The following is a 15,530-nucleotide window of genomic DNA, read 5'->3' as shown; positions in this document are numbered from 1 at the left end:
GTTCGGGTCCAGGATCCGGATCGTCCCTTCCCCATGGAGTCGGTGGAGGGACACGTGCTCGCCTCGACCGCTTCGGTGCCCTATGGGAACTGTGTCGAGCCCAACGGATAAAGACGGTCGTGACAACCACCTCAGAACGGGAGCTCGTTTTGACGGATCCCCCATCTCCCGGCGGCCACCGGCCATCGGTACGCGGTCAAGCGGGCCTGCTGGATCATCAGGACGACTCCACCGTCATCGAAGCCTCCCTGGACCTACCGGAGTGCTTCGCGGTGCTCTTCGACCGGCATGCCGCCGTGCTGCACCGCTACGCCGTGCGGCGCCTCGGACCTGAGCACGCCGAGGACGTGGTGGCCGAGGCGTTCACCAGGGCGTTCGAGACGCGCCACCGGTACGAATTCGACCGTACGGAGGCGTTGCCCTGGCTGTACGGCATCACCACGAACGTCATCGGCCTGCACCGGCGTGCCGAAGTACGCGGTTACCGGGCCATGGCTCGTACGGGTGACGACCCGGTGGTCGCCGCCTTCGACGATCGGGTGGCCGCCCGGGTCTCCGCATCGGCCACCCGGCGACTTCTGGCCGCCGCACTCGCGAAGCTCGGCCGCGGTGAGCGAGACGTGCTGCTGCTGATCGCCTGGGGCGATCTGACGTATGAGGAGACGGCGCAGGCGCTGCAGGTGCCCATCGGCACGGTCCGGTCACGCCTGTCACGCGCCCGCCGCAAGGTCGCGCACGCTCTGGGCGGCACCAATCCGGCTGAGACGAGAGAGGAAGACCATGACCGACCTTGAGCTGATCAAGCAACTGCGCTCGGAGGTACCGGAAAGCGACCCGGACGCCTTGGCCGACGCGCGGGGGCGGCTGCTGACCACGATGGACCGCACGTCGGCTCCCCGGCGGCCCCGGCGGCCTCGGACCGTGCGGGTCACGGGCCTTGCCGCTGCCGCGGTCGCACTCACGGCGGCCGTCGCCGTCGTGATCGCCCCGGGTCCGCCCGCGCCCGTCAAGCCACCGGCCTCCGCCGGTGCCGCCCTGCCACTGACCTCTGCCAAGAACATCCTGCTCATGGCCGCCACCAGCGCGGAGCGTGCGCCACAGGATTCCGGGACCTACTGGCACATCAAACAGGAGAGCGAAAACGGCCGGCTCCGAGAGGAGAGCTGGACCACGCGCGACGGGCGGCGGTGGAGCAGGGGCATGCCGGGCCGCGAGCCCGGCGTGGTGAAGGAGGACTCGGCCACGTTCTGGCTGGGACCGGAGAACGCCGAGGTCGGCATGGAGGATCTCAAGGCGTTGCCCACCGACCCCGAGACGTTGAAGCAGCGGCTCACCGAGACGCAAAAGGGCGGTGGCCCCGGCGAGCTGGACATCGCTTTCCTGCCGCTGGTCTCGCTGATCGCGGAGTTGCCCGCGCCCGCGGACGTCCGTGCCGCGGCGTTCCGCGCGCTCGCCTCACTGCCGAACGTGCAGCGGCTGGGCGCGGCCGAGGGCGGGGAGGCGCTGACGATCCCCGATGGGAAATGGGAGATCAAGCTGGTCGTCGATCCCAAGACCTCCCGGGTGACCCGTAGCAATCTGCTGCCCACCGCTGACGGCGGGCTGTCGGGCGCGAACAAGGGATTCATCAAGCTGACCACAGGTTGGACGGACCAGCTCCCCCAGTAAGGGGTCCGCCCGCCGATCGCGGCCTTCGGTGAAGGCCGAAAGAGATCATTTCCCTTCGCACATGAGGTAGATCATGACTTTAGGCAAGTTGATCCTCGCCGCTCTGCTGGCGGGAACGATCGGTGTCACCCCGGCACCGGAACCGGCACCACAGACTCCATCTCAGCAGGTCAACCGGGTGACGCTGATCACCGGTGACCGGGTGGTGGTCACGGGGGCGGGGCATCGCGTCGAGCCAGGACCCGGCAGGCAGGTCGACTTCTCCAGTCAGGTGCGCGGGGGCCACCTGTACGTGATTCCGGCGGATGCCGCGCCGTTGCTCGCCCAGGGCGTGCTGGACCGGCGGTTGTTCGACGTCACCCAGCTCCTGGCCTGGCGGTACGGCGATGCCGACACCCCCGACATCCCCGTCATCGAACAAGGCATCACCACGTCACTGGGCTCCTCGGGGGTACGGCGGCTGTCCGCTCTCGGGATGAGCGCGGCCCGTGTGCCCAAGGCGAACGCCGCGCAGTCCTGGCGGAATCTCATGGGGGCTCGCACCCTGGTGGCGGGCCGTACCAAGGTGTGGCTGGACGGCCGTAGGTCGTACACGCTGGATGAGAGCGTCAAACAGATCGGCGCACCGCAGGCGTGGCAGCAGGGGCTGACGGGCAAGGACGTCACGGTCGCGGTCCTCGACTCCGGCCTCGACACCGAACACCCGGACCTGAAGGACGCGGTGACGCAGGAGCGAAACTTCAGCGACGAACCGGACATGCGCGACAACGTCGGCCACGGCACCCACGTCGCCTCGATCGTGGCCGGCAGAGGCGAGACGTACCGGGGCGTGGCCCCGGGGGCGAGTCTGGCCATCGGGAAGGTAGGCGGACCCGCGGGCCCGACCGACTCGGCGATCCTTGCCGGTATGGAGTGGGCGGCCGTCGAGGTGAAGGCCAAGGTCGTCAACATGAGCTTCGGCAACCCCGACGCCCTGGAGCTGGATCCGTTGGAACAGGCGGTGAACACGCTGTCGGAGCAGACCGGCACGCTGTTCGTCGCGGGGGCGGGCAACGACGCCCCTAATGGTCGTGTCCTCAGTCCTGGCAGTGCCGAGGCGGCACTCACCGTAGGCGCGGTGGACAAGCAGGGCTTGATAGCCGACTTCTCCAGCCCGGGGCCGCGCGTGAGCGACCACGCGATCAAACCCGACGTGACCGCGCCCGGGGTCGACATCACGGCCGCCGCTGTCGGGGGCGGCTACCGCGTGATGAGCGGCACCTCGATGGCCGCCCCGCACGTTGCGGGAGCGGCCGCGATACTGGCCCAGCGCCACCCGGACTGGACGGGCGCGCAGCTCAAGGCCGCGCTGATCGGCAGCGCCGCGCCCGCCGAGGGCGCCACGCCCTACCAGCAGGGCGCCGGGCTGATCGACCTGACGCGGGTGCTGAAGCAGCAGGTCGTGACCAAGCAGGCCAACCTCTGGGCGCCCTTCCCCTGGAACGGCACCGGCGAGCGGACGACGACCAAGACGATCACGTACGCCAACTCAGGCGACGCCCCGATCGACCTCGACCTGTCGGCGCAGGGCGAGGTGCTGAAGCTGCCGGCCGGAAAGGTCACGGTCCCGGCCAGGGGCGAAGCGTCCGTCCCCCTCACCATCGACGCCACCGGCAAGGAGCCCGGCGACTATCCCGGAACCGTCACCGCCACCTCCGGGGACACGACGGTGCGCACGCTCGCCGGCGCCTACGTCGAGCCGGAGTCCTACAACGTCACCATCACGACCGTCGGTAAGCAGGGCCAGCCGATCCAGCCCTACCGCAGCGAGATCTACGACGCGAAGACCGGGGCCGTCCATATCCCGAGCTTTCGGGATGGCGTGGCCACGGTACGGCTGACCAAGGGCGACTGGAACTTCTTCGCCGACATCTCGGAGAAGGTCGACGAAAAGTCGATCAAGACGGTCGCCGACTCCCCGTTCCAGGTCGATGACGGTGACCAGCAGCTTTCGGTGGACACCCGCCAGGGCAAGCCGGTCACGATCACCCTCGACGACCCGAGCGCCGAACTCCAACGCGGTTACGACTTCGGGCTGGTGCATGGGGCCTGGAACACCTCATGGGCGAGCGGCTCGGCCGACGCCAACAGCCAGCTTTTCGTCGTTCCCGTCCACCGGCCAGGCCTGACTTACACGCTGCAGACCACGTGGCTCAGCAAGGACGTCTCGCCCAGCCCGTACGTCTACAGCCTCGTCGACCGTCGCACCGACGGCATCCCTGAAGATCCCGTCTACCACGCCAGGCAGCAGGATCTGGAGAGGGTCACCGCGACCTACCGGGCCTCGGGAATGGCCGCCACGGGCACGCCGATGGCAGTACTGCAGACCGGCGAGCCCGACGCCTCGTGGTTGCATCAGCTACTCGAGATTCCCCTGCCCGGCAAACTCACCCACTACCGGACGCCCGGGCTGACCTACCAGAGCGGCCTTCAGTTCGGCACCTCGCTGATCTTCGACGGCGGCAGGCTCGCCAAGCGCGGCCGACGCAGTGAGGTGTGGAACACCGCGGTCATCGGACCGTCGTTCCTGCTGCCGAGCAGCAGCCGTACCGGTGACAAGCTGACCTTCTCCGCGGTGGGGATGTTCGCCGACGGGCAGCCGGGCAGATCGGGTTCCGACACCGCCGCCACCGGCACCGGCACCCTCGCCACGGACGGGCGGACGCTGGCCACGGCCGACCTCGCCGGCTGCGTGGTCTACGAGCCGGGAGGGTGCGAGTTGCACGCCGACGTGCCCGCCGGGTCCGGCGCCTACACGCTGACCGCGTCGATGCGCCGGCAGGCCACGCTCTCTACGGAGGTGACATCGGTCTGGACGTTCCCGTCCGCGACCACCGCCAAGCAACAGCCGCTGCCCCTGATGGCCGTCCGCTACAGCCCCGAGGGCCTGGACGACTCCAACCGCGCCAAGCCGGGCAGCACGACCCGCTTGCCTTTGTGGGTTGAGCGCAATCCCGGCTCCACGAAAGCGAAGGCGAAGTCGATCCGGCTGGAGATGTCCGCCGACGACGGCGCCACCTGGCGTGGCATCCCGGTCACCCGAACCAGCTCCGGCTGGACCGCCATGCTGGCGAACCCGCGTACGGCCGGGTTCGTCTCCCTCCGCGCGGTGGTCACCGACACCGCCGGCAACGCAGCGACCCAGACGATCACCCGCGCCTACGCCGTCGGCTGATCCACAACGGTGAGGGCGTCCCAAGGCGGCGCCCTCACCACTCCAATCATCCAGAGCTCTGGCTGGCGAACATGACGCGGTCCGCCGCACCTCACCGTCACAGCGTTTCCCAGCCGCGCATGACGATGTCCGCAGCCCGCCGGGCGGCCGCCAGGTGCTCCTGCTGATGGGATCCAGCCCGTCAGGCCGCAGCCGGTTGTACTGATTGACCGCAGCCGGCTCGGTTATCCGTCTCGGCGGTGGGGGCCGGCGGCATACAGGCTCGGCACGCCGCCTGTGCGGTCGGCGGGCTGTACCCATGATCATTCACTGGCCTATGCGGCCGTCGATCCGCTCTCTCAGCAGATCGGCGTGGCCCATGTGGCGGGCGTACTCCTCGACTATTCCGAACAGCGCCTCGCGCAACGACATCTGCCCTCCACCGCTGCCGTGCAGATTCAGGGGATCGTCGCCGGTGATGTCGAGACTGGGCGCCTCGGCCACGTACCGCGTGGCGAAGTCCACCTCCGTACGCCATGCGTCCCACGCCTCCGCGACCACCTGGGGGTCGGGAACAGCGCCGTCGAAATCGCCGTCACGGTCGGTGTCGGAGCAGAACAACCGGGGCACGTCCTGCCCCGCCATCAGCACCCGGAACGTCGCCCGCTCCATTTCGGCCAGGTGCCGCACCAGCCCCAGGAGCGACATCGTCGACGGCTCGACGGACCGCCGCGCCATGGCCTCCGCGTCAAGGCCCGCGCATTTCATCTCCAGCGTGAGGCGTTGGCAGCGCAGCGATTCCACCAGCGTGGTGCGCTCGTCGCCCAACCTCGGCCCGTGCTCACGCGGGTCGTCGTCAGATGGCTTGCCGTCCTCGGTGAACATGTCGGCTCGTCGGGTCGTCGCCATGACCGCAATCATGGGCGATACGCACAACGGCCGACAACCGATTAACCACACCTCCCGGCCGCGGTCATCGTCCGATGTGGGTACGGCCGGGACCGGCCGAATGGACCCGTTCCCGGTAAGCGCGAACATGCCCACTCACCAGGTTGGGCGGTTCCGCCAGCGGCCAATCCCGCATCTCCAAACTATTCCCATTGCGAAGCGCCAGTGATCTCCTTTACTCCCGGCAGGTTTCCGGTCCCCCGCTTGACCTGCTCCACGGCCCCAGGGGCGCGAAGGACGACGTAGAAACTCTCGGGGGCGGCGTCGGACGACTTGGTCTGTGGTTTCCCGAAGATCCGCCAATAGCGGTCCTTGCCGGCGTGTACGTGATCCTCGAAGTAGATCGGACCGACGCTGTCGATGGAGCGGAGGGCCTCGTAGACGGCGGGCTTCTCCTCAGCGGTGGGCGCCCCGCGCCCGGAGCATTTCGTTCCCTTCTCGTTCTCCTGCTGCGGGCAGAGATGGATGCCCAGGTCGGCCTTGCCGACCCAGAAGCCGGTGCCCAGCGTCATCACGTCCACGACTCCGCCCAATGCCTCGATCTTCCGGACGTGGTCGCCGGTCAGCGTGGACACCTTCGCTCGGAAGGATTGCGGCATGTCGGATTCGCTGGTCGCCGCGATGAGCTCCTTGTTCCTGGCGAACGTCGCCTTGAATTTTGCCAGCGCCTCGGCGCGGGATATGAAACGTACCTCGGAGACCTCGGGCGTATTCCGGAGGACGCGTTCCACCTCTCGCGTCTGCGTGGCTGTGATTGCACGCCCGCCGCACTTTTCCTGCACCATCCCCTTGTTGCAGAGAAACACCGAGACACTGCCCGTGGTCGGCCATGGCGCGTCTGGGGGAGGCAGCGGCCCGGGAGGAGAGCGGTAGAGGAGCCAGGTCCCCACGCCGAGCCCTACCAGGAGGGCGGCCACAGCCACAATGATCGCCGGCAGCTTCCAGCGTGCGGTGGTGACGGCACCGGCGCCGGGATCCCTCATGTTCGTCCCAACAGACACACGCCAGAATGTGCCTGGCGGCCTGACCATGGTCAAGTCAAAACTCGCGGGGACGGCGTCGGACGACATGTCCTTTCACCTCGCGAAGACCATTGGGGGAAGTCCTTGGTGGGCTCTCGTTGCACGAGGATCACGTCAGAAGCTCACATCGATCACCGCGCGTCATCCCAGCTCACGCAGCGAATGGCGGCTGCCGTTCTAGGTGAGGAGGTAGGCCCCGTGCGGCGGCAATGCCGACCCGGTGGGCCCTCGTCAGCGACGGCAGGGAGGAACCGCCCTGCGCTGGAGCATGGACGCCAGTGAGAGGTCCGATTCACGCCACTGGAAATCCGGAAATACGCGGGACGCTCAGGTCATGGACACAGTGACAGAGACCCAGGTCAGCGGGGAGCAGTCCGGCGGGCAGCGAGCCGCCGATGCGTGGACGGTCATGGAAAGGTTCTATGCGGCCGAAGCCGCGTACGTGGCCGCGGGTGGTTTCGGCAAGGCCAGTTACGAATCCGTCGCTGCCCTCCTGGACCCGGAGGTGGTGCTGCACCAGGCTCCAGGACTGCCGTTCACCGGGTCCGGAGTCTGGCGCGGGCATGAGGGAATGGAACGATTCCTGGCTGTTTTCAGTGAGGTCTGGGAGTCGATGGAGTTCCTGGAACAAGAACATTGGGGGGACGCGAACACCGTCATCGTGCGGAATCGGGTCCGTTTCCGGGCCCGCGCCACCGGCAAGGACGTCGACACCTTGATCCTGCAACTGATCACCGTGCGGGACGGGCGCATGCTGGAATGTCGTCCGTTCTATTGGGACCCCCAAGGCGTGGCTGAGGCTTGCGGGCCCGCCGACATGTGACCATGGATGGGCGGACCCCGGGGGTTCGTTCCTGAGCTTGTCATCTGATTTACGGCGAGCCCGCCACTTCCGCCACCAGCGACAACCTCCATGGCTGCCGCCGCTGGCAGTAGCCCATCCCACGGCTCCGGACCTCACGGACAGCCACGCACCAACCGACTTGACGCCGCTCCGAGTAGCTCGCTCCGGTGGTGTCCCGCCGAGTGGTGGGTCAACGATTCCGTTGTGCGTTACCAAGCCGAACGGTGGTTGAGCGGAAACCACACCGCTGTACGGGACACCATCGGCGGTGGCCAGGCAATCTCCGCAGGCTGAGCCCTGTCCACCCTTAGCCGAACCGCAGCCACCCCCTGGCCGCAGCCGAACCGTGGCCGCCTCAGCCAGACCACGGCCACCTTTTAGCCGGACTGCGGGCCGCCCCACAACCAGACCGTGCCCGCCCTCCAGCCGCCACCCCGCAACCGGGCCGTGGCTGTCCCCGTGAGGAACCGCCGCCACCCATTAACAGCCAGGGCATCGCCGGCCAAGGGGTGGGCATCGGGCGGCCCACCTACTCGCCTTACTTGGCGTTGGCCTTGAGGTAGTCGCTGTTCATCTGGGCGATCGCGTCCAGGGGGATGCCCTTGGGGCATACCGCTGTGCATTCGCCGGTGTTGGTGCAGCCGCCGAAGCCTTCCGCGTCCATCTGGTCCACCATGGCCCTGGCCCGGGAGAGGCGTTCCGGCTGGCCCTGCGGGAGCAGGCCCAGGTGGGTGATCTTGGCGGCGGTGAACAGGGAGGCCGAGCCGTTCGGGCAGGCGGCCACGCAGGCGCCGCAGCCGATGCAGGTCGCCGCGTCGAACGCCGCGTCCGCGTCCTCCTTGCGTACCGGGACGCTGTGGGCGTCCGGGGCGGAGCCGGCGGGTACGGAGACGAAGCCGCCCGCCTGGATGATGCGGTCGAACGCGCTGCGGTCCACCACCAGGTCCTTGACGACCGGGAAGGGGGCGGCTCGCCACGGCTCGATGGTGATCGTGGCGCCGTCCTCGAAGTGGCGCATGTGGAGCTGGCAGGTCGTCGTCGCGCGCTGTTCGCCGTGCGCCACGCCGTTGATGACCATGCCGCACATGCCGCAGATGCCCTCGCGGCAGTCGTGGTCGAAGGCGATCGGGTCGTCGCCCTCGACGATGAGGCGCTCGTTCAGGACGTCCAGCATCTCCAGGAAGGACATGTCCGGAGAAACATCCTCTACCCGATAAGTCACCATTCGTCCGGCGTCGTCGCGGCCGCTCTGCCGCCAGACACGAAGGGTCAGATTCACTTGTAGCTCCGCTGGGTCATCTTGACGTACTCGTACTCGAGCGGTTCCTTGTGCAGCACCGGCTCGCCGGTGGCGGAGAACTCCCAGGCCGAGACGTGCGCGAAGTGTTCGTCGTCGCGCAGCGCCTCGCCGTCGGCGTCCTGGGACTCGGCGCGGAAGTGGCCGCCGCAGGACTCCGTACGGACCAGGGCGTCCAGGCACATGAGCTCGGCCAGGTCGAAGAAGTCCGCCACCCGCCCGGCCTTCTCCAGCACCTGGTTCAGCTCCTCGGCGGTGCCGCTCACCTTGACGTTCTCCCAGAACTCCCTGCGCAGCTCGGGGATGCGCTCCAGCGCCTTGCGCAGCGACTCCTCCGTACGCTCCATGCCGCAGTAGTCCCACATGAGCTTGCCCAGCTCGCGGTGGAAGGAGTCGGGGGTGCGGGTGCCGTTCACGGCCAGCAGGCGGTCGATCTTGGCACGGACCCGGATCTCGGCCTCCGCCACGGCCTCGTCGTCCACGTCATCGAACGGACCAGCAGCCAGATAGTCCCCGATAGTGGTGGGAAGCACGAAATATCCGTCGGCAAGCCCTTGCATCAGCGCCGAAGCGCCCAGCCGGTTCGCCCCATGGTCGGAGAAGTTGGCCTCACCGATGACGAACAGGCCCGGGATCGTCGTCTGCAGGTCGTAGTCCACCCACAGCCCGCCCATCGTGTAGTGCACGGCCGGGTAGATGCGCATCGGCACGTCGTACGGGTTCTCGCCGGTGATCCGCTCGTACATCTCGAACAGGTTCCCGTACTTCTTCTCGACCGCCGAGCGCCCGAGCCGGGCGATGGCGTCCCGGAAGTCCAGGTAGACGCCCAGCCCGCCGGGGCCGACGCCGCGGCCCTCGTCGCAGACGTTCTTGGCGGCGCGGGAGGCGATGTCCCGGGGGACGAGGTTGCCGAAGGCGGGATAAATCCGCTCCAGGTAGTAGTCGCGCTCCTCATCCGGGATGTCCCCGGGGGCCCGCGTGTCATTCATGCGCAGCGGCACCCAGACGCGGCCGTCGTTGCGCAGCGACTCCGACATGAGCGTCAGCTTCGACTGGTACTCGCCGGAGACCGGGATGCAGGTCGGGTGGATCTGCGTGTAGCAGGGGTTGGCGAAGTACGCCCCGCGCTCGTGCGCCCGCCAGATCGCCGTGGTGTTGCAGCCCTTGGCGTTCGTGGACAGGAAGAACACGTTCCCGTAGCCGCCGGTGGCCAGCACCACGGCGTCGGCCAGGTGCCGCTCGATCTCGCCGGTCACCATGTCACGCACGATGACGCCGCGCGCCCGCCCGTCGGCGACGATCAGGTCGAGCATCTCGTGCCGCGTGTGCATGGTCACGGTCCCGGCCGCGACCTGCCGCTCCAGCGCCTGGTACGCCCCCAGCAGCAACTGCTGCCCCGTCTGCCCCCGGGCGTAGAACGTACGCGACACCTGGGCCCCGCCGAACGACCGCGTGTCCAGCAACCCGCCGTACTCGCGGGCGAACGGCACCCCCTGCGCCACGGCCTGGTCGATGATGTTCACCGAGACCTGGGCCAGGCGGTAGACGTTCGACTCGCGGGAGCGGAAGTCGCCGCCCTTGACCGTGTCGTAGAACAGCCGGTAGATGCTGTCACCGTCGCCGCGGTAGTTCTTCGCGGCGTTGATCCCCCCCTGCGCGGCGATGGAGTGCGCGCGGCGCGGCGAGTCCTGGTAGCAGAACGACTTGACGTTGTAGCCGAGCTCGCCCAGCGTCGCGGCGGCCGAACCGCCGGCCAGGCCGGTGCCGACCACGATGACGTTGAGCTTGCGCTTGTTGGCCGGATTCACCAGCTTCGCGCTGAACTTTCGCTTCTCCCACCGCTCTTCGATGGGCCCGGAAGGAGCCTTGGTGTCCCGGATCTCGGGGCCCTGCGAATATTTCACTTCACAACTCCGAACGTGATCGCGAGGGGCGGGGCGAGGAAGCCGATCACCAGCACGGCCGACAGCAGCCCGGCGGTCATACGCAGGGCCCGGTAGCGGGTGCGGTTGGCCCAGCCGAGGGTCTGGAAGGCGCTCCAGACGCCGTGCCGCAGGTGCAGCCCGACCATGACGACGGCCACGAGGTAGATCAGCGTCACCCACCACCGGGACGCGTCGAACCCGGCGACCATCCGGTCGGCGGGGGCCGCGTCGAAGCCCTTGGGGTTCACGACGCCGAAGGTCAGGTCGAGCAGGTGCCAGATGACGAAGAGCAGGATCGTGATCCCGCCGAACCGCATGATGTGCGTGGTGTAGCCGGCGGCCTGCGACTTCTTGGCGACGTACTTCACCGGCCTGGCGTGGTGGGCGCGGCGCGCGAGCGAGATCGCGGCCCACATGTGCGCGACGACCGAGACCACGAGCACGATCTCGATGATGGTCAGCACGGTCCGGTAGGGCGCGAGCGGCTCCAGCAGCGTACGCAGCGCGTGGGCGTAGTCGTTGAAGGAGTCGTGGCCGAGGAAGATCTTGAGGTTGCCCAGCATGTGGCCGATCAGGAAGAGCACCATCACGGCGCCCGTGACGGCCATCACGGCTTTCTTACCGTTGGAGGAGCCAAGGAGCCCGACGCGTTTCCGGGAAGGGGCGGCCCTGGGGGGAGTAACAGGCGCGGTGGCGGCACCGCGTTCTATCGTGGCAGTCACGTCATCTGAAGCTAGGTTAACCAGGGATGATCCGTCCAAGTCATCACAGGTCTGGTTTCCATAGCCTGGGGCTATGATGCTTGGGTCAGGCGGTCGTCGACCCCGGCCGGGCCCTCCCGGTGCGAGGAATATCACATGCAGTTGCAGCAGCTCGCGTACTTTGTCGCGGTGGCGGAGGCCCGGCATTTCACCCAGGCGGCCGAGCGGATGGGAGTCGCCCAGCCGTCGCTCAGCAAGCAGGTCAAGGCCCTGGAGAGCGATCTGGGCGCCCCGCTGTTCTCCCGGGCGCGGGGCAACGTCACGCTGACCGCGGCCGGCGAGGCGCTGCTGCCGCTGGCCCGCAGGATGCTCGCCGACGCCGACACCGCCCGGCAGGAGGTGGCCGAGCTGGCGGGGCTCAGGCGGGGCCGGGTCCGGCTCGGGGCCACGCCGTCGCTGTGCGCGGGGCTGCTGGCCGACGCGCTGGCCCGCTTCCACCGCGCGTACCCGGGGATCGAGCTGCTGGTCGAGGAGGGCGGCTCGCGCGACCTGGTCAGGGCGCTGGCCCGGGGGCAGCTCGACATGTCGCTGATCATCATGCCGCTGCAGAGCGACGACCCCTCACTGGTGACCCGGGAGATCCTCAAGGAGAACCTCGTGGTCGTCTCGCCCTCACACGCGCCGGCGAAGAGCACGTACATGGAGATCGGGGAGCTGCGCAGCCGGCAGATGGTGATGTTCCGGCCCGGCTACGACCTGCGGGAGGCGACGCTGGCGGCGTGCCGGCACGCCGGGTTCGAGCCCGTGCTCGCGGTGCAGGGCGGGGAGATGGACGCGGTGCTGCGCTTCGTGGAGGCCGGGCTGGGAGTGGCCGTGGTGCCCTCGATGGTGCTCGACGGGCGACCCGGGCTGTCGGGCACGCCGCTCGCGCCGCCGGGGCTCACCCGGACGATCGCGCTGGCCCACCGCAAGGACGTGGAGCCGACCAGGGCCGCACAGGCGTTCCGGGAAACCTTACTGTCATTTGTGGTGGAGGCCGGGCATGAGGGCACGCTTCCACAAGGGGTGGAGCTCATCGCAGAATGAGCACCAACCGGACCGACTTCCCGGAGAGGCGTCTTGACGGCACATCTCTCAGAAACGCTGACGCTGCTCCTCATCGAGGATGACGACGGCGACGCGATCCTCGTCGAGGAACTGCTGAAACAGGCCGAGGCGCCCCCGCGGATCTTCCGGGCGCGCAGCCTGCGGGAGGCCGAGGCCAGGCTCTCCGCCAGGATCCAGTGCGTGCTCGTGGACCTCTCCCTGCCGGACACGAGCGGGCTGGAGACGCTGGAGAGGGTGCTGGCGCTGGCGCCGCACACGGCCGTGCTGGTGCTGACCGGGCTCAGGGACGTGCACGTGGCGGTCTCGGCCGTGCAGGCGGGCGCGCAGGACTACCTGGTCAAGGGGGACATCGACGAGCGGCTGCTGGCCCGGGCCATCCGGTACGCGATCGAGCGCAAACGCGCCGACCAGGCCCACCTCCGGCTGGTTCAGGCGGAGCTGACGACCAAGGAGAACGCCCGGCTGGAGAACGCGCTGCTGCCCGGCGCGCTCCTGCGTACCACGGCGATCGAGCACGTGACCCGCTACCTGCCGGGCAGCGGCGGGACGCTGGCCGGCGACTTCTACGACACCGTCCAGACCCCGGACGGCGCGGTGCACATCGTGGTCGGCGACGTGTGCGGGCACGGCCCGGACGAGGCCGCGCTGGGCGTGGCGCTGCGCATCGCCTGGCGCGCGCTGGTGCTGGCCGGGCAGACGGGCGACCGCCTGCTGCGCACGCTCGACACCCTGCTGCGGGCCGAGCGCCAGGCTCCGGAGATCTTCACCACGCTCTGCATGGCCACCCTCACCCCCGACCTGTGCCACGCCAGGATGCGCGTGGTCGGCCACCCGCCGCCCGTGCTGGTGCGCGGGGGCGTCGTCGAGGTGGTGGACGGCGCTCCGTCGGGCCCGCCGCTGGGCATCTTCCCCGACGCCGAGTGGCGGGTGATCGACGTGCCGCTGGGCGAGGAGTGGTCGATGATGCTCTACACCGACGGCCTGATCGAGGCGGCGGTGGGCGACAGCGACCGGCTGCTCGGCGTGGACGGCCTGCTCGACCTCGTACGCGAGCACGGCACCATCGACCTGGACCGGCTCATCGCCCGCGCGGGCACGCTGAGCGACGACCTCGCCGTGGTCCTGGTGCGGAGGAGGAGACCATGAGCATCCACCCGCTGCCGCCGCCCAGGGAGCCGATCGGCCTCGGCAGGCTGCCGGTGGCCCGCTGGTTCCTGGCCATCGGGACGGTCGGGGGCCTCGCGTTCGTGGCGGGGGTCGCGATCACCACGGTCATGAGCGCCCGCGCCCGCGAGATGAACCCGCGTCCCGAGGTGGCCGCGCAGCTCGACCGCCTGAACGTGGCCCTGGTGGTGCTGTTCGTGGTGCTGCTGGCCTGCGGTGTGGGGCTGGCCGCCATCGTGCGCTACGCGGTGCTGAAACCCATCGCGCAGCTCACCGGCCAGGTCCGTACGGTCGCCGGCGGCGACTTCGACCACTCCCTGCACGTGGACAGGCCGGCGGAGCTGGCCGAGCTGTCGAGCCACGTCGACTCCATGCGCGCCCGCATCGTTTCGGCCTGGCGCGTGGCCGCCGACCAGGCCGAGGAACTGCGCAGGTCGAACGGCGAGCTGGAGCAGTTCGCCTACGTGGCCAGCCACGACCTGCAGGAGCCGCTGCGCAAGGTCGCCAGCTTCACCCAGATGCTGGAGCAGCGTTACGGCTCCCAGCTCGACGACCGGGCCAAGCAGTACATCCACTACTCGGTGGACGGCGCCAAGCGCATGCAGTTGCTGATCAACGACCTGCTCGACTTCTCCAGGGTCGGCCGGACCAGCGGCGAGCGGGCACCGACCGAGACCGGCCGGGCGCTGGAGACCGCGCTGGAGAACCTCTCGGCCACCATCGAGGACGCCGGGGCCACAGTCACGCGGGACCACCTCCCCCGCGTCCACGGCAACCGGCTGCAGCTCACCCAGCTCTTCCAGAACCTGATCGAGAACGCCGTCAAGTTCCGCTCCGCCGAGCCGCCCCTGGTGCACATCGGGGTCACCAGGAACGGCGACATGTGGGAGTTCAGCTGCTCGGACAACGGCATCGGGGTCGAGCCGAAGTACGCCGACCGCATCTTTCTGATCTTCCAGCGCCTCCATCCGCGCGACGTCTATCCGGGCACTGGCATCGGCCTGGCCCTCTGCCGCAAGATCGTCGAGTATCACGGCGGCCGGCTCTGGCTCGACGGCCCCACGGCGGGCCGGGGCGCCACATTCCGCTGGACACTGCCCGTGGCTGAGGACGCCGCAGGGAAGGACGGTTCAGGAGATGACGATGCATGATTGGCGCCCGATCGAGGTGCTCCTGGTCGAGGACGACCAGGGGGACATCCTGCTCACCAAGGAGGCGTTCGACCTCAACAAGGTCCGCAACCGGCTGCACGTGGTCACCGACGGCGAGCAGGCGCTGGCCTACCTGCGCAGACAGAACGGCTTCGCCGGGGCGACACGCCCGGACCTCATCCTGCTCGACCTCAATCTGCCCCGGATGGGAGGGCTGGAGGTGCTGGCCGAGGTCAAGGCCGACGCCGCGCTGCGCACGATCCCGGTCGTGATCCTGACCACATCGGAGGCCGAGGAAGACATTTTACACAGTTACCGGCTCCACGCGAACGCTTATGTGTCCAAACCGGTAGACTTTGAACAGTTTATCCGGGTTGTCCGGCAAATAGATGATTTCTTTGTGACTGTGGTGAAGCTCCCGTCTCCGGGACAGGGGGCCTGACGGGCGTACGTGACAGGAATCACAGCGGGTCATCGAAATTGTGAGTGACCCCGCTCACAAAACCCGAT

At 68.6% G+C, this 15,530-nt stretch carries 13 protein-coding genes; 8 read left to right on the top strand and 5 right to left on the bottom strand.

From position 1 onward, the window contains the following. Positions 1 to 119: 119 nt before the first annotated feature. The 3 genes from ABGB18_RS27745 to ABGB18_RS27735 all read left to right on the top strand — a co-directional run bounded on the left by ABGB18_RS27745 (position 120) and on the right by ABGB18_RS27735 (position 4,882). The gene (locus tag ABGB18_RS27745) at positions 120 to 794 is read left to right on the top strand and encodes an RNA polymerase sigma factor (protein WP_347698538.1); all 675 of its coding nucleotides are present in this window, start codon (positions 120 to 122) and stop codon (positions 792 to 794) included. Further along, positions 781 to 1,668, top strand: coding sequence for a CU044_5270 family protein (locus ABGB18_RS27740; protein WP_347698537.1), 888 nt, complete (start codon positions 781 to 783; stop codon positions 1,666 to 1,668). The genes ABGB18_RS27745 and ABGB18_RS27740 overlap by 14 nt, the downstream gene beginning before the upstream one ends. A 73-nt stretch (positions 1,669 to 1,741) precedes the next feature. Further along, positions 1,742 to 4,882: a S8 family serine peptidase gene (locus tag ABGB18_RS27735; RefSeq protein ID WP_347698536.1), complete on the top strand. Its 3,141-nt coding sequence runs from the start codon at positions 1,742 to 1,744 to the stop codon at positions 4,880 to 4,882. A 306-nt stretch (positions 4,883 to 5,188) separates the two neighbouring features. Here ABGB18_RS27735 and ABGB18_RS27730 read toward each other — a convergent pair whose 3' ends face one another. Next, a complete protein-coding gene (locus ABGB18_RS27730) occupies positions 5,189 to 5,770 on the bottom strand; it encodes a DinB family protein (protein WP_347698535.1) in 582 nt (193 codons plus the stop codon). 182 nt (positions 5,771 to 5,952) lie between these two features. Further along, a complete protein-coding gene (locus ABGB18_RS27725; protein ID WP_347698534.1) occupies positions 5,953 to 6,879 on the bottom strand; it encodes a permease-like cell division protein FtsX in 927 nt (308 codons plus the stop codon). Positions 6,880 to 7,174: 295 nt separating this feature from the next. Here ABGB18_RS27725 and ABGB18_RS27720 point away from each other — a divergent pair, with 295 nt between their 5' ends. Continuing rightward, a complete protein-coding gene (locus tag ABGB18_RS27720) occupies positions 7,175 to 7,654 on the top strand; it encodes a nuclear transport factor 2 family protein (protein ID WP_347698533.1) in 480 nt (159 codons plus the stop codon). 559 nt (positions 7,655 to 8,213) lie between these two features. Here ABGB18_RS27720 and ABGB18_RS27715 read toward each other — a convergent pair. Genes ABGB18_RS27715 through ABGB18_RS27705 form a run of 3 tightly spaced genes read right to left on the bottom strand, consistent with a single transcriptional unit; the run spans position 8,214 to position 11,619 of the window. Beyond that, positions 8,214 to 8,954, bottom strand: coding sequence for a succinate dehydrogenase/fumarate reductase iron-sulfur subunit (locus ABGB18_RS27715; RefSeq protein ID WP_347698532.1), 741 nt, complete (start codon positions 8,952 to 8,954; stop codon positions 8,214 to 8,216). After that, on the bottom strand, positions 8,951 to 10,876 hold the full coding sequence (locus ABGB18_RS27710) for a fumarate reductase/succinate dehydrogenase flavoprotein subunit (protein WP_347698531.1): 1,926 nt from the start codon (positions 10,874 to 10,876) through the stop codon (positions 8,951 to 8,953). The genes ABGB18_RS27715 and ABGB18_RS27710 overlap by 4 nt, the downstream gene beginning before the upstream one ends. After that, positions 10,873 to 11,619: a succinate dehydrogenase cytochrome b subunit gene (locus ABGB18_RS27705; RefSeq protein ID WP_347698530.1), complete on the bottom strand. Its 747-nt coding sequence runs from the start codon at positions 11,617 to 11,619 to the stop codon at positions 10,873 to 10,875. Before ABGB18_RS27705 ends, ABGB18_RS27710 begins: the two co-directional genes overlap by 4 nt. 135 nt (positions 11,620 to 11,754) lie before the next feature. Between ABGB18_RS27705 and ABGB18_RS27700 the strand changes: the two genes are divergently transcribed. From ABGB18_RS27700 to ABGB18_RS27685, 4 genes are read left to right on the top strand one after another with little or no spacing between them, the layout of a single operon-like run. Next, on the top strand, positions 11,755 to 12,684 hold the full coding sequence (locus tag ABGB18_RS27700; RefSeq protein ID WP_347698529.1) for a LysR family transcriptional regulator: 930 nt from the start codon (positions 11,755 to 11,757) through the stop codon (positions 12,682 to 12,684). A gap of 33 nt (positions 12,685 to 12,717) precedes the next feature. Further along, positions 12,718 to 13,851 (top strand): fused response regulator/phosphatase, encoded by a 1,134-nt coding sequence (locus tag ABGB18_RS27695; protein ID WP_347698528.1) that lies wholly within the window; start codon positions 12,718 to 12,720, stop codon positions 13,849 to 13,851. Further along, positions 13,848 to 15,020, top strand: a complete 1,173-nt coding sequence (locus ABGB18_RS27690; RefSeq protein ID WP_347698527.1) for an ATP-binding protein — start codon at positions 13,848 to 13,850, stop codon at positions 15,018 to 15,020. The genes ABGB18_RS27695 and ABGB18_RS27690 overlap by 4 nt, the downstream gene beginning before the upstream one ends. Continuing rightward, entirely contained in the window at positions 15,007 to 15,462 is a 456-nt protein-coding gene (locus tag ABGB18_RS27685; RefSeq protein ID WP_347698526.1) for a response regulator, read from the top strand. The genes ABGB18_RS27690 and ABGB18_RS27685 overlap by 14 nt, the downstream gene beginning before the upstream one ends. Positions 15,463 to 15,530 lie beyond the last annotated feature (68 nt).

It is taken from the genome of Nonomuraea sp. B12E4 (assembly GCF_039871825.1).
Taxonomy (GTDB): domain Bacteria; phylum Actinomycetota; class Actinomycetes; order Streptosporangiales; family Streptosporangiaceae; genus Nonomuraea.
Note: the sequence above shows the minus strand (reverse complement) of the source record. Positions and strands in the feature narration are given on the sequence as shown.

What these genes read in the sequence shown, in the direction of transcription:
- ABGB18_RS27740 (WP_347698537.1), top strand. Translation starts at nt 781, where the DNA reads ATGACCGACCTTGAGCTGATCAAGCAACTGCGCTCGGAGGTACCGGAA.
- ABGB18_RS27700 (WP_347698529.1), top strand. Translation starts at nt 11,755, where the DNA reads ATGCAGTTGCAGCAGCTCGCGTACTTTGTCGCGGTGGCGGAGGCCCGG.
- ABGB18_RS27685 (WP_347698526.1), top strand. Translation starts at nt 15,007, where the DNA reads ATGACGATGCATGATTGGCGCCCGATCGAGGTGCTCCTGGTCGAGGAC.
- ABGB18_RS27730 (WP_347698535.1), bottom strand. Translation starts at nt 5,770, where the DNA reads ATGGCGACGACCCGACGAGCCGACATGTTCACCGAGGACGGCAAGCCA.
- ABGB18_RS27690 (WP_347698527.1), top strand. Translation starts at nt 13,848, where the DNA reads ATGAGCATCCACCCGCTGCCGCCGCCCAGGGAGCCGATCGGCCTCGGC.
- ABGB18_RS27725 (WP_347698534.1), bottom strand. Translation starts at nt 6,879, where the DNA reads ATGTCGTCCGACGCCGTCCCCGCGAGTTTTGACTTGACCATGGTCAGG.
- ABGB18_RS27735 (WP_347698536.1), top strand. Translation starts at nt 1,742, where the DNA reads ATGACTTTAGGCAAGTTGATCCTCGCCGCTCTGCTGGCGGGAACGATC.